The 16992-nt window shown below is 56.8% G+C and carries 13 protein-coding genes; 8 read left to right on the forward strand and 5 right to left on the reverse strand.

Annotated features, from left to right (window positions below; translation table 11 throughout):
* From M0974_RS08760 to rpmB, 4 genes are all read right to left on the reverse strand, one after another.
* Positions 1-605 (reverse strand): MFS transporter (locus M0974_RS08760; RefSeq protein WP_297835395.1); only part of this gene is annotated, 605 nt, incomplete at its 3' end.
* 111 nt (positions 606-716) lie between these two features.
* Positions 717-2210 carry an aldehyde dehydrogenase gene (locus M0974_RS08765; RefSeq protein WP_297835397.1) on the reverse strand — a complete coding sequence of 498 codons (1494 nt, stop codon included), beginning with the start codon at positions 2208-2210 and terminating at the stop codon, positions 717-719.
* A 209-nt stretch (positions 2211-2419) separates the two neighbouring features.
* Complete coding sequence (rpmG, locus tag M0974_RS08770) at positions 2420-2575, reverse strand: 50S ribosomal protein L33 (protein ID WP_297835398.1); 156 nt, start codon at positions 2573-2575, stop codon at positions 2420-2422.
* 11 nt (positions 2576-2586) lie between these two features.
* Positions 2587-2823 (reverse strand): 50S ribosomal protein L28, encoded by a 237-nt coding sequence (gene rpmB, locus M0974_RS08775; RefSeq protein WP_219063049.1) that lies wholly within the window; start codon positions 2821-2823, stop codon positions 2587-2589.
* Positions 2824-3185: 362 nt separating this feature from the next.
* Between rpmB and M0974_RS08780 the strand changes: the two genes are divergently transcribed.
* Positions 3186-4775, forward strand: coding sequence for an ABC transporter substrate-binding protein (locus tag M0974_RS08780; protein WP_297835404.1), 1590 nt, complete (start codon positions 3186-3188; stop codon positions 4773-4775).
* 57 nt (positions 4776-4832) lie between these two features.
* Here the strand turns inward: M0974_RS08780 and radC are convergent, their stop codons facing one another.
* Complete coding sequence (gene radC, locus M0974_RS08785) at positions 4833-5507, reverse strand: DNA repair protein RadC (RefSeq protein WP_297835406.1); 675 nt, start codon at positions 5505-5507, stop codon at positions 4833-4835.
* A 135-nt stretch (positions 5508-5642) separates the two neighbouring features.
* On the opposite strand from radC, the gene coaBC reads away from it, so the two are divergent.
* From coaBC to M0974_RS08820, 7 genes are all read left to right on the forward strand, one after another.
* Positions 5643-6851, forward strand: a complete 1209-nt coding sequence (gene coaBC / locus M0974_RS08790; protein ID WP_297835409.1) for a bifunctional phosphopantothenoylcysteine decarboxylase/phosphopantothenate--cysteine ligase CoaBC — start codon at positions 5643-5645, stop codon at positions 6849-6851.
* Positions 6852-6858: 7 nt separating this feature from the next.
* Positions 6859-7314: a dUTP diphosphatase gene (gene dut, locus M0974_RS08795; RefSeq protein ID WP_297835411.1), complete on the forward strand. Its 456-nt coding sequence runs from the start codon at positions 6859-6861 to the stop codon at positions 7312-7314.
* A gap of 1329 nt (positions 7315-8643) precedes the next feature.
* A complete protein-coding gene (locus M0974_RS08800) occupies positions 8644-10044 on the forward strand; it encodes a phosphomannomutase/phosphoglucomutase (protein ID WP_297835421.1) in 1401 nt (466 codons plus the stop codon).
* Positions 10045-10073: 29 nt separating this feature from the next.
* Positions 10074-10979, forward strand: a complete 906-nt coding sequence (gene argB, locus M0974_RS08805) for an acetylglutamate kinase (RefSeq protein WP_297835413.1) — start codon at positions 10074-10076, stop codon at positions 10977-10979.
* Positions 10980-11172: 193 nt separating this feature from the next.
* Positions 11173-13215, forward strand: coding sequence for a type VI secretion system tip protein TssI/VgrG (gene tssI / locus M0974_RS08810; protein WP_297835415.1), 2043 nt, complete (start codon positions 11173-11175; stop codon positions 13213-13215).
* Complete coding sequence (locus M0974_RS08815) at positions 13212-14093, forward strand: DUF4123 domain-containing protein (protein WP_297835417.1); 882 nt, start codon at positions 13212-13214, stop codon at positions 14091-14093. Before tssI ends, M0974_RS08815 begins: the two co-directional genes overlap by 4 nt.
* A partial coding sequence (locus tag M0974_RS08820) for a T6SS effector BTH_I2691 family protein (RefSeq protein WP_297835419.1) occupies positions 14086-16992 on the forward strand: 2907 nt, incomplete at its 3' end. The genes M0974_RS08815 and M0974_RS08820, both read left to right, overlap by 8 nt.

Genomic DNA, 16992 nt, shown 5'->3' on the forward strand with positions numbered 1-16992 from the left:
ATGGCGGGCAGTCCCCGACAAAAACCGAACAAGTCACGGAAGGTTACGCTACACGCCTCAGCGCTGGGCGCGCCCGTACGGCCCAACAGCAAGAGCGGGGAAATGACCAGTAATGCGGCACCCAGCCAAAAGCCGTAGTCAGCTTCCGTGCCGATAAAGCCCAACAGTAAGGGCCCAGCCAATTGGCTCAGGGCGTAACTGCTGCCGTACAGTGCGACCAGGCGACCGCGTAAACGCTCGACCACCAGTTGATTGATCCAGCTTTCGCCGAGGATGAAGACGATGGTCAGAATCACGCCGATCATCAACCGCAGTACCAGCCAGACCGAGTAGCTCGGCAGCACGGCCAGCAAACCAATGGACAGCGCCCCACCCCACAAACACAGGCGCATTAGCCGCGGCGTACCGAAATGCGCAGCGAGGCGGCTGGCAACGCTGGCCCCGACCAAAACACCAATGGCCGGCATTGCCGCCATGACACCGATGGCGAAAGCGCCGTAACCCCAACTCTCCAGCCTTAGCGACACCAGCGGCATGCTGACGCCTAGCGCCAGGCCGACGCTGAGCACCGATGCCAGGACAGCGAAATAAGTAGCCCAACGCATTTTCATAGGTCCGTAAGGGCCCTTTCGCGAATGAATTCGCTCCCACGGTTAGATTGTGTTCAACCTGTGGGAGCGAATTTATTCGCGAAGAAACCGACTCGGTCTCGGGGATTACAACTTGATCCAGGTCGCTTTCAGTTCGGTGTACTTATCGAACGCATGCAGGGATTTATCGCGACCATTGCCTGACTGCTTGAAACCACCGAATGGAGCGGTCATGTCGCCGCCGTCGTATTGGTTGATCCACACACTGCCCGCACGCAGCGCCTTAGCGGTCAAGTGGGCTTTCGACAGGTTGGCGGTCCAGACTGCCGCAGCCAAGCCGTACGGCGTGTCGTTGGCAATCTGAATGGCTTCTTCAACGGTATCGAAGGTAAGCACCGACAGCACCGGGCCGAATATTTCTTCCTGAGCGATTTTCATCGCGTTGGTCACGCCATCAAAAATCGTCGGTTCAACGTACGTACCGCCTGTTTCCTGCAGAATGCGCTTGCCGCCCACCACCAATTTGGCGCCGTCAGCATGACCAGACTCGATGTACGACAGTACGCTGTTCATTTGCTGGGTATCGACCAGAGCGCCGACATTGGTTTGCGGGTCCAGTGGATTACCGGGCTTCCAGGCTTTCAGCGCTTCGATCACCAACGGCAAAAACTGGTCCTTGATCGAGCGCTCGACCAGCAGCCGGGAACCGGCGGTGCAGACTTCGCCTTGGTTGAAGGCAATCGCGCTGGCGGCAGACTCGGCTGCAGCTTGCAGGTCCGGCGCATCGGCAAAAACGATGTTGGGGCTTTTGCCGCCCGCCTCCAGCCAAATACGCTTCATGTTCGACTCGCCGGAGTAAATCAAAAGCTGCTTGGCGGTTCGGGTGGAGCCGGTGAATACCAGAGTGTCGATGTCCATGTGCAACGCCAACGCCTTGCCCACTGTGTGCCCGTAACCTGGCAATACGTTGAACACGCCCGCAGGGATACCCGCTTCAACGGCCAGTTGGGCCACACGAATGGCGGTTAAAGGCGATTTTTCCGACGGCTTGAGGATCACCGAGTTACCGCTGGACAGCGCCGGGCCGAGTTTCCAGCAGGCCATCAACAACGGGAAGTTCCACGGCACGATGGCGGCAACCACCCCGATTGGCTCACGCGTTACCAAACCCAATTGGTTATGCGGCGTTGCGGCGACTTCGTCGTAAATCTTGTCGATTGCTTCACCGTTCCAGCTCAACGCCTGAGCGGAGCCGGGAATGTCGATATTCAGTGAATCACTGATTGGCTTACCCATGTCGAGGGTTTCGAGCAGCGCCAACTCTTCTACGTGCTCATTCAGTAATGCAGCGAAGCGAATCATGGCCGCTTTACGCTTGACCGGAGCCAGACGCGACCACACACCGGAGTTGAACGTTGCACGGGCGCTATCAACAGCACGCTGAGCGTCAGCGGCGTCACAACTGGCAACCTTCGCCAGAAGACGACCATCGACCGGGCTGAGGCATTCGAAAGTGGCACCGGAAACGGCGGCGGTGTATTCGCCATTGATGTAAGCGCGGCCTTCGATTTTCAAATCGCGGGCGCGTTGTTCCCAATCAGCACGAGTAAGGGTCGTCATTCGAGTGTCCTCCTGTTGTATTTTTGAATACGGATGGCATCAACCAAGCAGCGATTACCCTAAACCAAGTGCCGGGGGAATTTCCAATATATTTGACACTTTTGGGTAAACGGCTAGCCGCTGTTCATTTTATTCAACAAAGTCGCAAATTTCAGACACAAAAAAGCCCGCCTTCTCAGGCGGGCTTTTTCGTAAGAAGTAAAAACCAATTACTTGATTTTGGCTTCTTTGTACATCACGTGCTTACGAGCTACCGGATCGAATTTTTTGATTTCGATTTTATCCGGAGTAGTGCGCTTGTTCTTATCGGTGGTGTAGAAGTGGCCTGTGTTAGCGCTCGACACCAAACGGATCAATTCACGCATGACTTTCTCCCTTAGACCTTAGCGCCATTGGCGCGGATTTCGAGAAGAATGACATCAATGCCACGCTTGTCGATGATACGCATGCCTTTAGCAGATACGCGCAGACGCACGAAACGATTCTCGGACTCGACCCAGAAGCGGTGATGCTGCAGGTTCGGCAGGAAACGACGACGGGTTTTGTTATTTGCGTGGGAAATGTTATTCCCAGTTACCGGACCCTTACCGGTAACTTGACATACTCTCGACATGCCTCAGCCCTCTAAAAACCACATGCCCAACCCGGCATGGGTTGGCCGCTTAATCTCTCAGTTGGCGCCAGGCGCCGCGTTTCTTTAGGGGTCTTACCGGCTACACCTACAAACGAAGGAACCGGGCCCCTAGAAAAGAGCGCTGCTTTATACCAGAATACCTGCGATGCAACAACACAACATACACATTACCTTTTCCACCCTGCCTGTTTACGGGCTAGAAACACAGCCGGTGCAGGCGATTGCCGGAAATGTACCGCTCGTCGAGCAAGACGGATTGTCCTGCGCCGATGCATAGTCTAGGGTAAGTCGCTTACCAGACTGCGCCTGCAGATGGGGCCCTATCTGACAGGAATTTAGCCATGCGTCTCGCTGCTCTCCCCCTTCTGCTCGCCCCTTTGCTCTGCCCATTATGGGCTCAGGCCGCGACAACCCTCAGCGTCTGCACTGAAGCCAGCCCCGAAGGCTTTGACGTTGTGCAATACAACTCGCTGACCACCACCAACGCGTCCGCCGATGTGCTGATGAACCGCTTGGTGGATTTCGATGCTCACGACGGCAAGGTAGTACCTAGCCTGGCCGAGAGCTGGGAAATATCCGCAGACGGCCTGACGTACACGTTCAAATTACGCTCTGGCGTGAAGTTTCACCACACCGAATACTTCACCCCGACCCGCGACCTGACTGCCGAAGATGTAGTGTTCAGCTTTCAACGCATGCTCGACCCAGCTAATCCTTGGCACAAGATCGCCCAAAGTGGCTTCCCCCATGCGCAGTCTATGCAGTTGCCCGCGCTGATCAAAAACATCGAAGCGCCCGACGCGCACACTGTGCGCTTTACCCTGGATCATCCGGACTCGACCTTCCTGGCAACGCTCAGCATGGGTTTTGCCTCGATCTACTCTGCCGAGTACACCGCACAGCTGCTCAAGGCAGGCACCCCGGAGAAACTTAACAGCCAGCCTATCGGCACTGGCCCTTTTGTGTTTAAACGCTTCCAGCGAGACGCTGTGGTGCGTTACGCCGCCAACACGGACTATTTCGACGGCAAACCTGGGGTCGACGCTCTAGTGTTTGCAATCACCCCGGACGCCAACGTTCGCTTGCAGAAAGTCCGCCAGAACGAATGCCAGATTGCCCTTTCGCCCAAGCCGCTCGATGTTCAGGCCGCCAGCACTGACCCAAAGCTGACTGTCGTGAAGAACGCGGCGTTCATGACCGCCTTTGTCGCGATCAACAGCCAGCACCCGCCGCTGGACAAACCAGAGGTGCGGCAGGCGATCAATTTGGCGTTTGATAAGGACGTCTACCTGAAGGCCGTCTTTGAAGGCTCTGCAGTGGCCGCCAACGGCATTTACCCGCCTAACACCTGGAGCTACGCCAAGGACCTGCCGGGGTACGCCCACGACCCCGCTAAAGCCCGCGAGCTATTGGCCAAAGCCGGACTGAAGGATGGTTTCAAGACCACTATATGGACGCGACCATCCGGCAGTTTGTTGAATCCAAACCCCAGCCTTGGCGCCCAACTGCTGCAGGACGATCTGGCCAAAGTGGGCATTACCGCAGAGATTAAAGTCATTGAGTGGGGCGAACTGATTCGTCGCGCCAAGGCCGGCGAGCATGACCTGTTATTCATGGGGTGGGCAGGCGATAACGGCGATCCGGACAATTTCCTGACCCCGCAATTCTCATGCGCAGCCGTTACTTCCGGGACTAACTTCGCCCGTTATTGCGATAAAGGCCTGGATAAACTTATAAGCGATGGCAAGGCCGGCAGCGATCAGGCACAACGCAGCGCGCTTTACCTGAAAGCCCAAGCGCAAATTCAGCAGCAAGCGCTCTGGCTGCCATTGGCGCACCCAACGGCTGCCGCGCTGACGCGAAAAGACGTACAGGGGTATCAGGTCAGTCCGTTCGGACGTCAGGACTTTTCCCACGTAACGCTGAAATAATTCGCCGCTCAAGCCCCAAAGCGGAGGCCGCGCCACCATGAGCGCGGCCTACTTGTTTCACATCAGACCGGCTTCGGACATCGATAAAGGATCGCCGTCGCCGATGATGAAGTGATCGAGTACTTGAACATCGACCAATGCCAGCGCCGTTTTCAACGTGACGGTCAGTTTTTGATCAGAGTGACTGGGATCGGTGATCCCAGAGGGGTGGTTGTGGCACAAAATCACCGCCGCAGCGTTGTTCGCCAAGGCGCGCTTGACCACTTGCCGTGGGTGCACTTCAGTGCACCGAATAGAGCCGCGAAATAGAGCCTCGAACCCCAGCACCCGGTGCTTGGCGTCTAGAAAAAGACAGCCGAAAACTTCATGCGGCTCATGCCTGAGCAGCGCTTTGAGGTAGTTACGCACCTCGTTGGGGTTATGCAGGCTCGGGTCTCGCTTCAGGCGCTCGGCCATGTGCCTTCGAGCCATTTCCATGACCGCTTGTAACTGCGCGAACTTCGCAGGCCCTAAACCCAGCTCTTGGCTGAACGTTTGTTGGTCGGCCTCCAACAATGACCGCAAGCTGCCAAATTGCGTCAGCAAGTGTCGAGCAAGGTCTACCGCGCTTTTTCCGGTGACTCCGGTGCGCAAAAAGATCGCTAACAACTCAGCGTCGGAAAGACTCGCCGATCCCATCCCAAGCAGCTTCTCCCGCGGGCGTTCGGCCGCGGGCCAGTCTCTAATGCTCATAGCACCTCCATGTGTGTGTGGGCCCCCGCTGTTCCAGTGCGGTCGCTGTGCTATCTTAGCCCATCTTTTTTGCGCGGCGACCTGGCCTGGGGAGGCGTCATCGCCGTTGCGATCACTCGACTAAAAGGCAGGCCTATGCAGCGGCTGTATCGGAAACGCATTGTTCTGGGCGTCGGCGGCGGCATTGCTGCCTACAAGAGCGCTGAATTAGTCCGTCGGTTGCTCGATCAGGGCGCGGAAGTGCGTGTTGTCATGACCCGCGGTGGCAGTGAGTTCATTACCCCCCTGACGATGCAGGCCCTTTCCGGCAATCCAGTCCACATGGATTTGCTCGACCCGGCCGCAGAAGCGGCGATGGGGCACATCGAACTGGCCAAATGGGCTGATCTGGTGCTAATTGCGCCAGCCACAGCGGATCTCATCGCGCGCCTGGCCCAAGGTCTGGCCAACGACCTGCTGACCACCGTGGTGTTGGCAACTGACGCCCCAGTGGCGTTGGCGCCGGCAATGAACCAGGCCATGTGGCGCGACCCGGCCACCCAAGCCAATACTCGGCTGCTGGAAGAACGCGGTATGCGTATGTTCGGCCCAGCATCAGGCAGCCAGGCCTGTGGCGATGTCGGTTTTGGTCGGATGCTTGAAGCCGACGACTTGGCCCTCTGCGCCGCAGAATGCTTCCAGCGCGAGTCGCTGACCGGCAAACACGTGTTGATCACCGCGGGCCCGACCCAGGAAAACATCGACCCCGTGCGGTACATCACTAACCACAGCTCGGGAAAGATGGGTTTTGCCTTGGCTGAAGCGGCTGTAGAAGCCGGTGCCCGCGTGACGTTGATTACCGGCCCGGTGAACCTGCAAACGCCAGATCGCGTCACGCGGATCGACGTCGTCAGCGCCCGCGATATGCTTGCGGCCTGCGAAGCGGCCATTCCCTGTGACCTGTTCATCGCCTCCGCTGCGGTGGCGGACTACCGGCCGGAAGTCGTTGCCCCGCACAAACTCAAGAAAGACCCCTCCAACGGCGACGGCCTGCTGCTGCAGATGGTCCGCAACCCGGATATTCTGGCGACCATCGCCCGGCGCCCGGACCGGCCGTTCAGTGTCGGCTTTGCCGCCGAAACCGAACATTTGCTCGACTATGCTGCTCGCAAACTCAAGGACAAAAACCTTGATCTGATCGTCGCCAACGACGTTGCCAACCCAAGCATCGGGTTCAACAGCGAAGAAAACGCCTGCAGCGTGATTGATCGAGCGTTACACGAAACTATTTTCGCCCAGACCAGCAAGGGCAAAATCGCCCGCCAGCTAATCACCTTCATCGCCAACCGTCTGAACCAGGTTTAATCAACGTATGCATGCTTTACAAGCCAAGATCCTCGACCCCCGCATTGGTAGCGAATTTCCTCTCCCAGCCTACGCCACCACGGGCTCTGCCGGCCTCGACCTGCGCGCCATGCTCAAAGAAGATACCGTCATCGAACCCGGCCAAACGCTGCTGATCCCAACGGGTTTGTCGATTTATATTGGCGACCCAGGCTTGGCCGCGCTGATTCTTCCGCGCTCCGGGCTCGGTCACAAGCACGGCATAGTGCTGGGCAATTTGGTCGGTTTGATCGACTCCGATTATCAAGGTGAGCTGATGGTGTCGTGTTGGAATCGCGGCCAAACAGCGTTCAAAATGTCCATCGGTGAACGTCTGGCCCAGTTGGTGTTGGTGCCCGTTGTGCAAGCACACTTTGAACTGGTGCAAGAGTTCGACGAAAGCCAGCGCGGTGCTGGCGGCTTCGGTCACTCCGGCAGCCATTGAGCAGCCTATGAAATAACCACTTTAATCTGATCCAACTGCGGGTGGTTCGCGCCACGTTGCGAACGGATCAGGTTCCATGCGCGCCATTCAGGATGAAAAACGGGGAGAGGTTATTTGAAAGGTTTTAGCCGTACGGCCACCGCGAACAGCACTTCGCAAACCGCAACCGATCAAGCTCCGAGCGGCCGCCAACAGATCCTTTCACCCGGCTTGGTGTCGGTAATCGTTGGCCTGATTGCTGCCAGCGTGTTGCTGTGGCTAGCACTTTTCAGTCATTCGCAAATGCAGCCGCGGTTGGGCGAGGCCTGGGGTACCAGTCAAGCTACCGCGTTGGGCCTTGCTCTGAAACAATTGGACGCCGCAACCCAGGCCGCTGCCCTCGACGGCACGTTGATCCAGGCGTTGCAAAGCAACGATCCCAACGCCGTAAACCAGGCACAAACCCAACTGGGCTTTCGCAACGGCGTCATTGGGGTTCGACTCAGTCATATCGGTCTCACCGAAGTGGACAACCAAGGCCCTGTGCCAGTGAACTTCGCGACGCTGGATATGCTCAACAAAACCGTCCAAGGGCAGACACCCTTGCCCGAAGCACGCAAAATTGGCGACCGCTGGGTGATCTACAGTGCAGCGCCACTGCGCGCGAGCCCGACCGCTCCAGTCATCGGGACGCTGTTGTTCGCATTCGACCTGCAGCGAGTGCTGGGCGCGTTGCCGGTATTACCCGCCGATGTGGGCCAAGTAAAAGTAACTCAGCAATTTGCGACCGCCCCGGGCCAAGTCTTGCTGCTGCGCGGCCAACCCTCTGGCGCAGCACAAACATTTGATACCGGCCTGCCTAACTGGAAACTCGAATTTACACCCGGCCCGGCGCTTGACTCTGCGACGCCTTGGCTACTATTGGGATTGGCAGTGCTACTTGCATTGGTCGGCTCCATGCTTGGGCTGTACCTCAATGAAAGCGCACTGCAACGGCGTATCGGTGCCGACGCCCGTCAACTGGATCAACTGCTTCAAGAACTCTCGGGCGGAAAAGCCGTCAAAGCCTTCGGCTTAAGTCTTCCGGCGCTCAACGGCCTGGCACAAAGCCTGGCTCGGTTTTCATTGCGCGGCGCCCCCACCACCCTGGTTACTAATCCGGCACAGGGGGCCTCAAACGGTAAGGCCAACTTCGACAACGGTTTGGCTGCAAGCCGCGCAGAAGCGGCTGCCCAGCACGGCTCTCAGCATGCTGAGTGGGTCGATCCGTTGTTCCAAGATACCGATATTCTCGATATCGACATCCTCGACGAAAACCAGGATTTCCTGAGAGTGGAGCACCCCCAGATCATGAACAGCCCAGCATCCGTAGCACCGACATTTCCTGACAGCATTTTCCGCGCGTACGACATCCGCGGCGTCATCGGAGAAACCCTTAGCGCGGAAACGGCTTATTGGATTGGGCGAGCGATCGGCTCCGAAAGTCTGGCAAAAAATGAACCGCACGTCTCAGTCGGTCGTGATGGCCGTTTATCTGGCCCCGAACTGGTGCAACAACTAATTCAAGGCTTGTTCGACGCCGGCTGCCATGTCAGCGACGTCGGTCTGGTGCCTACTCCGGCGCTTTACTATGCCGCCAACGTGTTGGCTGGCAAATCTGGCGTGATGCTTACGGGTAGCCACAACCCATCGAACTACAACGGCTTCAAGATCGTCATTGCTGGCGACACCTTGGCCAACGAACAGATTCAAGCGTTGCATACCCGCCTGAAGACCAATGACTTGACCACCGGCAAGGGCAACGTCGAGAAGGTCGAAATCCTTGAAAGTTACTTCAAGGAAATTACCAAGGACGTGGTGCTCGCGCGGCCCATGAAAGTCGTCGTCGATTGCGGCAACGGTGCGGCCGGGGTAATTGCCCCTCGGCTTATCGAAGCGTTGAATTGCGAAGTGATCCCGCTGTTCTGCGACGTCGATGGCAACTTCCCTAACCACCACCCGGATCCGGGCAAGCCGGAAAACCTTGTGGACCTGATCGCCAAGGTCAAAGAAACCAGTGCCGATCTAGGTTTGGCGTTTGATGGCGACGGTGATCGCGTTGGGGTAGTAACCAACACCGGCGCGATCGTGTTCCCTGACCGCTTGCTGATGTTGTTTGCCAAGGATGTGCTGTCGCGCAATCCAGGTGCCGACATCATTTTCGACGTGAAATGCACGCGACGCCTGACCCCGCTAATCAGCGAATACGGCGGCCGTCCGGTCATGTGGAAAACGGGTCACTCATTGATCAAAAAGAAAATGCGCGAAAGCGGCGCATTGCTGGCCGGCGAAATGAGCGGCCATATCTTCTTCAAAGAGCGTTGGTTCGGTTTTGACGACGGCATTTACAGCGCTGCACGCCTGCTGGAAATTCTCAGCCAGCAAAAAGCTACCGCTGACGAAGTGTTTGCCACCTTCCCGAACGACATTTCCACACCGGAAATCAACATCGATGTGACTGACTTGACCAAGTTCAGCATCATTGAAGCGTTGCAGCGCGACGCGCAGTGGGGCAACGACGCGAAACTGACCAGCATCGACGGCGTACGCGTCGATTACCCGAAAGGCTGGGGTTTGGTTCGCGCATCCAACACCACGCCGGTCTTGGTACTGCGCTTCGAAGCCGATACCGAAGCTGAATTGCAACGGATCAAAGATGTGTTTCACGCCCAACTGAAGAACGTCGCACCTGACCTCGAACTGCCGTTTTGACCGACCCTATAGTTTCACTGGAGCCCTGAATGACCATCGAACGTGATGCCGCTGCCAACGTCGCCAAAGTTTTGTCCGAAGCGTTGCCTTACATTCGCCGATTCGTCGGCAAGACGCTGGTGATCAAATACGGCGGAAACGCCATGGAAAGCGACGAGCTGAAAACCGGTTTTGCGCGCGATATCGTGCTGATGAAAGCAGTCGGTATCAACCCGGTAGTGGTTCACGGCGGCGGCCCGCAGATCGGCGATCTGCTTAAGCGGTTGTCGATTGAAAGCCACTTCATCGACGGAATGCGCGTGACTGACGCTCAGACCATGGATGTGGTTGAGATGGTGCTGGGCGGCCAAGTCAATAAAGACATCGTCAATCTGATCAATCGCCATGGCGGCAGCGCCATCGGCCTGACCGGCAAAGATGCTGAGCTTATTCGTGCGAAAAAACTGACGGTAACGCGTCAGACACCCGAGATGACCACGCCTGAAATCATCGACATCGGCCAGGTCGGTGAAGTAGTCGGGGTTAATACCGACCTACTGAACATGCTGGTCAAAGGCGACTTCATTCCGGTAATCGCACCTATTGGTGTCGGTCCTGACGGTGAGTCCTACAACATCAATGCCGACCTGGTGGCAGGCAAAGTTGCTGAGGCCTTAAAGGCCGAAAAGCTGATTTTGCTGACCAACATTGCCGGCTTGATGAACAAACAGGGCGAAGTACTGACAGGGCTGACCACCGAACAAGTGGATCACCTGATTGCCGATGGCACTATCTACGGCGGCATGCTGCCCAAGATTCGTTGCGCGTTGGAAGCGGTTCAGGGCGGGGTCAACAGCTCGCACATCATTGACGGCCGCGTGCCCAATGCAGTGCTGCTGGAGATCTTTACGGACAGCGGAGTTGGCACCCAGATCACCAATCGCAAGCGTCATTGATGGTTTAGTTTGCAGCACCCAAAAGCCCCGTCCGGCGTATGCCTGGCGGGGCTTTTTTGTCTGGTTTGCGGCCGTAGGAACAACCCCACCCACACGCAAGATGCTTCCTACGTCTTGTGTGGGTGGCTCCCGATAGTCGTTAAAGGCCCAATCCTGCAGAGTCCCGCATCTTTTCGATGTGGAGATTCTGCGCATGCCTCAGGCCAATACCCCGACCTTTACGCTGAGCATCACAGGCGTTGAAAACGCTCGTTTTCAGGTGCTCGCTTTTAACGGGTGTGAGGCGGTCAGCGCGCCTTACGCGATCACGGTTGAGCTGGTCAGTCGTGAGCGAGGTATTGCGCTAGCGGACTTATTGCACAAGGCAGCCTTTCTCAGCTTTGGGCCTGCGGGCGAAGGTTTTCATGGGCACGTCCACTCCGCTCATAAAGGCGACTCCTGCGTACAGCTGACGCACTACACGTTGGTGCTGAAACCCTATCTGGCCTACCTGGAGCACAGCAGTCACCGCCGTTCGTTTCAGCACATGACCGTGCCAGACATCGTTCTCGACGTGCTGAAAGAGCATGGTTTGTTCGACGGTCTGCACGCTGAATTCAGAGGTGATGTGGCAGGCGCGGCGATGCGTGAGTATTGCGTTCAGTACGATGAAAGCGACCTGCACTTTGTGAACCGACTGTGCGAAGAGGACGGTTGGTTTTACCGCTTTGAGCATTCGGCTGACGGCCATCGCTTGATCTTTGCCCAAGACGAAACGATGTTTCCCCATGCCGCGCGAGTGACGATGCCGTTCAAACCGTTTAACGGAATGGTACCTGAGGAGTATTTCGTCAATGAGTTCGGCGTGCGTCTGGCAGCACGGACCAGCCATGTGGTGCACCGCGATTACGACTTCCAGAAATCTGGTTATTTACTGGAAAGCCAGAGAGGGGAAGATCTCCACGTCGGCCCCAGGCTTGAGCACTACGTGTATCCCGGTCGCTTTCTGGAGGACGAAATTAGTAATAAATTCGCGATCCGGGACCTGCAACGGCATCGCACTGATTTCCAACTGGCGGATGGCAAAAGTGATCAACCGGTGTTGCGCAGCGGGACGTTGATCCGGCTGGAAGAGCACCCGCAGTTGGAGTGGAATAATCCATGGGTGCTGATCTGGGTGCGGCATGAAGGTCGGCAGCCGCAGGTGTTGGAAGAGCTGGGCGCTTCGTCTGTCGTTGAGGTGGGGCGGATCGCTCAGGGGTATCGAAATTCATTTACGGCCATCCCGGAAGCCGTGCAGTTTCGTCCCGCACTGCGCCATCCCAAACCGCTTATCCACAGCACGCAAACCGCTAGGGTCACCGGGCCTGAAGGTGAAGAAATTCACTGCGATAAGTTTGGTCGGGTGAAGGTCAAGTTTCACTGGGATCGTCGTGAGCAGGAAGACGAGACCACCAGTTGTTGGGTACGGGTGGCTTCCGGTTGGGCAGGCGCTCATTACGGCGCCGTGCCCCTGCCGCGGGTCGGCATGGAAGTGTTGATTTCGTATCTTGAAGGCGATCCAGATCGGCCGATTGTCATGGGCTGTTTGCCGAACAGTTTAAATCCCGTTCCTTACGAGCTGCCGGCGAACAAGACCAAAAGCGTGTTTCGCAGCCGCAGTTCGACGTCGAGCCAGGGCTTCAATGAAGTGTCCTTTGAGGACCGCAGCGGTGCTGAGTTAGTTTATTTGCGCGCCCAGCGGGACATGGAGCAGCTAATCCAGAACGACAGCCGTCTTGAAGTACGCGGGCAGCGGCTGGAAACGATCAAGGGCAACAGCATTTCCGCTCTGGAGGCTGAGGAAAATCGACGTATTTCCGGTCACCGTAAAGTGCAGTTGCTGGCCGGCGATCACCTGCAAGTAACTGGCTCCAGCCATACCTGTGTCAGCCAAAGTGTGGCCGTAGAGGCTGGGCAAGAGGTGCATCTCATGGCAGGCGTCAATCTAATCATCGATGCTGGCATCACCCTGACGCTGAAAGCAGGCGGTCAGCACATTTTCATTAGCCCTGCGGGCATCTTTTGCAGCGTACCGATTCTACTGGGCGGCGTTCCGTTGCCGGGGACGCCTGCTGTGCCATCCGCACCAACGGGCACCGACGCGCTGGTCGCCGAAAGCATCCCACCGATTTCAGCGCGGGCGATTGAGCAATCCCTGGAGCAAGCGCCTCAACACTGCGAAGTCTGTGAACTGACAGGAGACGCAGCGCCATGAGCGGTCCTGAACATGCTAACTATCTGTTGATCGACGGCGTTTTGCGTCCCGGCGCGCTGGTCGAACTCATGAAAGATGATCACGCCGCGCAGGTTAATCCGCTGTACCTCGGCAGTCGCTGGAGTGAATTGCATAGCCAGGGACCGATTCTGATCAAGCTCGAGGCTTTTAGCCCAAAGGTTTCGCAATGGCTCAATGAGCCACGTAAGCAGGAAGATTCAACCTTGCTGTACAGCACCGAACCGCTGCATGTCGTCGCCCACCACCTACGGCATTTCCTCTGCCCACCCGATGTGTTGGGTGGCAATGGCTTGCTGCGTTTTGCCGATCCATCGGTGGCGCACTTTTGGCTGTCGAGCCTTTATGACACGCAATTGGATGAGCGACTGGGCCCTATTGAGCACTGGTCAGTGGGCCGCCCAATCCACAGCTGGCAAGCGCTGCCGCAACAAAATTGGCAAACGTTTAGCCGAGCTGGAGCTGAATGTCCTTGGCAGGCAGATTTTGCCTTGCTGGACCATCCACAACTGGCGGCCCTTGAACAGGCGCAGCGCTGGCAATTGGAGGAGCGGTTTTATCAATGGCTGAACAACCGCAGCAGCCCCTCGTTTTTTGAGGCCATGAACAGTCCGCAAATATCGGAATGGATGCATACAACCATTGATAGCGGACTTGCCTGGGGATTGACCACCGAACGCGGGCTAATCATTTGGGCCGAAATCAGCATCGACTGCGGCAGTACGTTCGCTGACGAACCGCGCAGCCGCTATCAAGCCTGGCTACACCGCGACCCCGAACATATGCGCCTGACGCCAGAGTTACGCATCAGAGATTTCGACATTTTTCGCCACATGCACAGGGACTTCGTTCATGAATGATAAAGAAGGCAATCTGCAAGAACGACGCAATGCCCTGTTCGCTAACACCCCAGCGGTGGCCAAGGCGGTCTGCCCGTTCAAGGGTCCGAATGTCGCCATCGTCCCGATGCGCTACGCCCTGGATCGCTCGCACTACGATGTCGACCCTTCGGCTTTAACCCCGCTGAGCCCGCGCGGCCAGTGGGCGCGCTTACCGAAGCTGAAAACCCGTACCTACACGTTGCGCCAACTGCGCGATGGCTTCGTTTACGTTTTTGATGAAACCGCCAAGACCCTGCACGAGTACAGCTATTCGCCGGTTGCCGCCCACCTGACCCGCATTGTTTGGACTGACGCCGATATCGGCCAGGATCAGCGCTCTAATCGGGGCAAAAGCCACACGCATTTGCTGTACCCACGTAACAACCGGTTGTATCTGGCCTTTTCACCCACGCAGTGGACCTGGCGTACCTGCGAGCATCTACGCTCCCACGACGATGACCGTGCGCAGTGGATGCAGCCGCTGGACCTGAAAGAATACAGCCGCTGCATGTCGGTGCCCCACGCCCTGCCCTTGACGCACCTGGCGAAAAAAACAGTCGCCGATGTCGATGCCTGGCCGATTGCCAACGATGGCCGTTTCGCAGACTTGGCCCATCCTAGCGTGGGCGATTATGTCCTCGGTCAACAGCACATCGTTCCGTTGGCCGCTGACGTGATCTGGACCGGAACCGTCGAGGACAAATTCAGTTCGGTGCTGATCGCCCTCAGCGACCCGTTGGCGGTGATGGAAGACTTGGGCATGCAACTGACCGGCGACCAGGCCGCCTTTCAGGAGTGGCAGGATGAGCATGAACACAAGCTAGGCATTGCCGGGATCGTCGAGCAACTGTGTGGCGCGGGTAGCGATCGATCGCTGCTCCCCGCGTCAGCGCTCAAGGATGAACGTGCAACAAAAGAGTATGTCGCCCTCGCTGAAAAGTACTTCGAACAGTTAAAGATCGAGGAGGACTCAGGCGCCATGACCCCCGGTACCGGCTTGATACTTGGGCTAACAGGCCTGCCGTCCACCGAAACGGGCAATCAGATCTATTGGAAATACGGCAGTCTGCCTGACCCGAAACTGCGTGAAAGCTGGGAAGGCCGCCAAAAATGGCGCTTGCAAGCGGACCACAACGCTGCTCGTAGCTTCGCCGAGGTACAACAGCCACGGCATGACCTCCTGCGCCAACAACTGTCCAAAACCCAGCACGACATAAGGACTTGGGCCGAGCACATGGGCACCGAACCGCTGAAGCTGTTCATCGACACCACCCACCCCGACAGCTTGCTTTACCTGCAAACCTATATTGCGAACTTACTGGAAGTCCTCGGCCAAGACCTGAGCACGGCGCAGTGGATGATGGAAGAAGAGCTGCAGGCTAAATCGCTGTTCGGCGTAGCCCGCTTCGGATTCTCGGCCGGCCTGAAGGCTGCCCTCGACGCGCAAGCCGATGACCTGATCAGAGACCAGGGCGACATCAACAGCCTGGTCGGCCGCTTCGGCGAGATGAACAACCTGCTGGGCCACGACGCCATAGCCCACCAGCCGTGGATGAAGGGCCTGAGCGAGCCGATTCAAAAAACCTTCACCGCAATGGGCGATTTGGTCAAAGGCGCCGGTAAACACGTACTGGAAAAAACCCTGCTCGCCTTATTGGCGGCGGACAGCAAACTGGCCAGCGGAAAAACCCCGCACATGGGTGCACTGCTGCGCAACCTGGCTATCGGCAACTTCCTGATGGGGCACCCCGAAGGCCTCAAGCTGGATCCGGACTTTGCCAAGCGTCTCAAGCAGTGGAAACAGGAGATGAACCAGTTACGCACGGAGTTAAAAGCAGCTCAGTATCGTTTTACCTACCAACGTCAAAGCTACACCGCCCGCAGCCTGGGTCGCGCCGTGGCAGAAGCCGATAACGCCCTCAAAAGCCATGCCCTGAGGTTGCCGCTGCTGTTTGAATTTCAAGACTCGCCGTACCTGAAAGGCATTCAAGGAGGCATCGCTAACTCCCTCGCCCGCGGCGGCCTCGCTGCCGGGAACTGGCTCACCACCGTTAGGGACTGGAGCGAAAAACGCGGCCTTAATGCGGGTGCGATTACCTATGGGGTGATAATCGCCAACATATTGAATACCGCGCTGGTTTATCGGGACTTGTCGAAAGATGGGGAGTTGAGTGACAAGGATTGGGTGAAGCTGACGTCTGCTACGGCGTATACCGGGAGTGCGCTGATGGGGTTGTTTGTGGAGACTAAGTGGGGGGTGATGAAGGATTTGAGTACGGTGATTCGTGGAAAGACTATAGGGATCACAGAGATGTCTGCTACTTACTGGAAAAGTGTACAACCAGGGTGGGAGAAACTCATACATGGTTTCGGTGCTCGGCTGGTGGGGTTGGGGGCGCTCACGTTAGTGGCGACGTTCACAGAGATTCGGGACATTTCAGATGGGATCGATAATGCAAATTCGTTAACTGATAAAAAACTGTTGCAGATTAAACGCGGAGCAGTTGTGGGGATGTCGTTTATCGGAGGCCTGCAATTATTAGGCGGTGTTCTAGCGGGTGCTGGCAATCCATTGCTATTAGCGATTGCCATGAGCCCATTCATCGCCGGCGCCGCACTTACAGCAGGTCTAATTTATCTTGCTTCAACGCTTATACTTAACTATCTCAAACGCGACGCCATCGGTCAGTGGTTGCGCATGGGTTCATGGTCCAGCCACTTGGAAGATCGCTTAGTGGGAAGCCCAACAGCCAATGCGGAAGAAATCCGATCTTTTCTAGAAATACAACTGAGTCCGACACTTCACGTCAAACCAACGTACATGCTTATCGAGCGCTACTCGTATAAACAAGGTCATCAAAAGATACCTCTCCAGAAC

The organism is Pseudomonas sp., assembly GCF_026224925.1.
Classification (GTDB): Bacteria; Pseudomonadota; Gammaproteobacteria; order Pseudomonadales; family Pseudomonadaceae; genus Aquipseudomonas.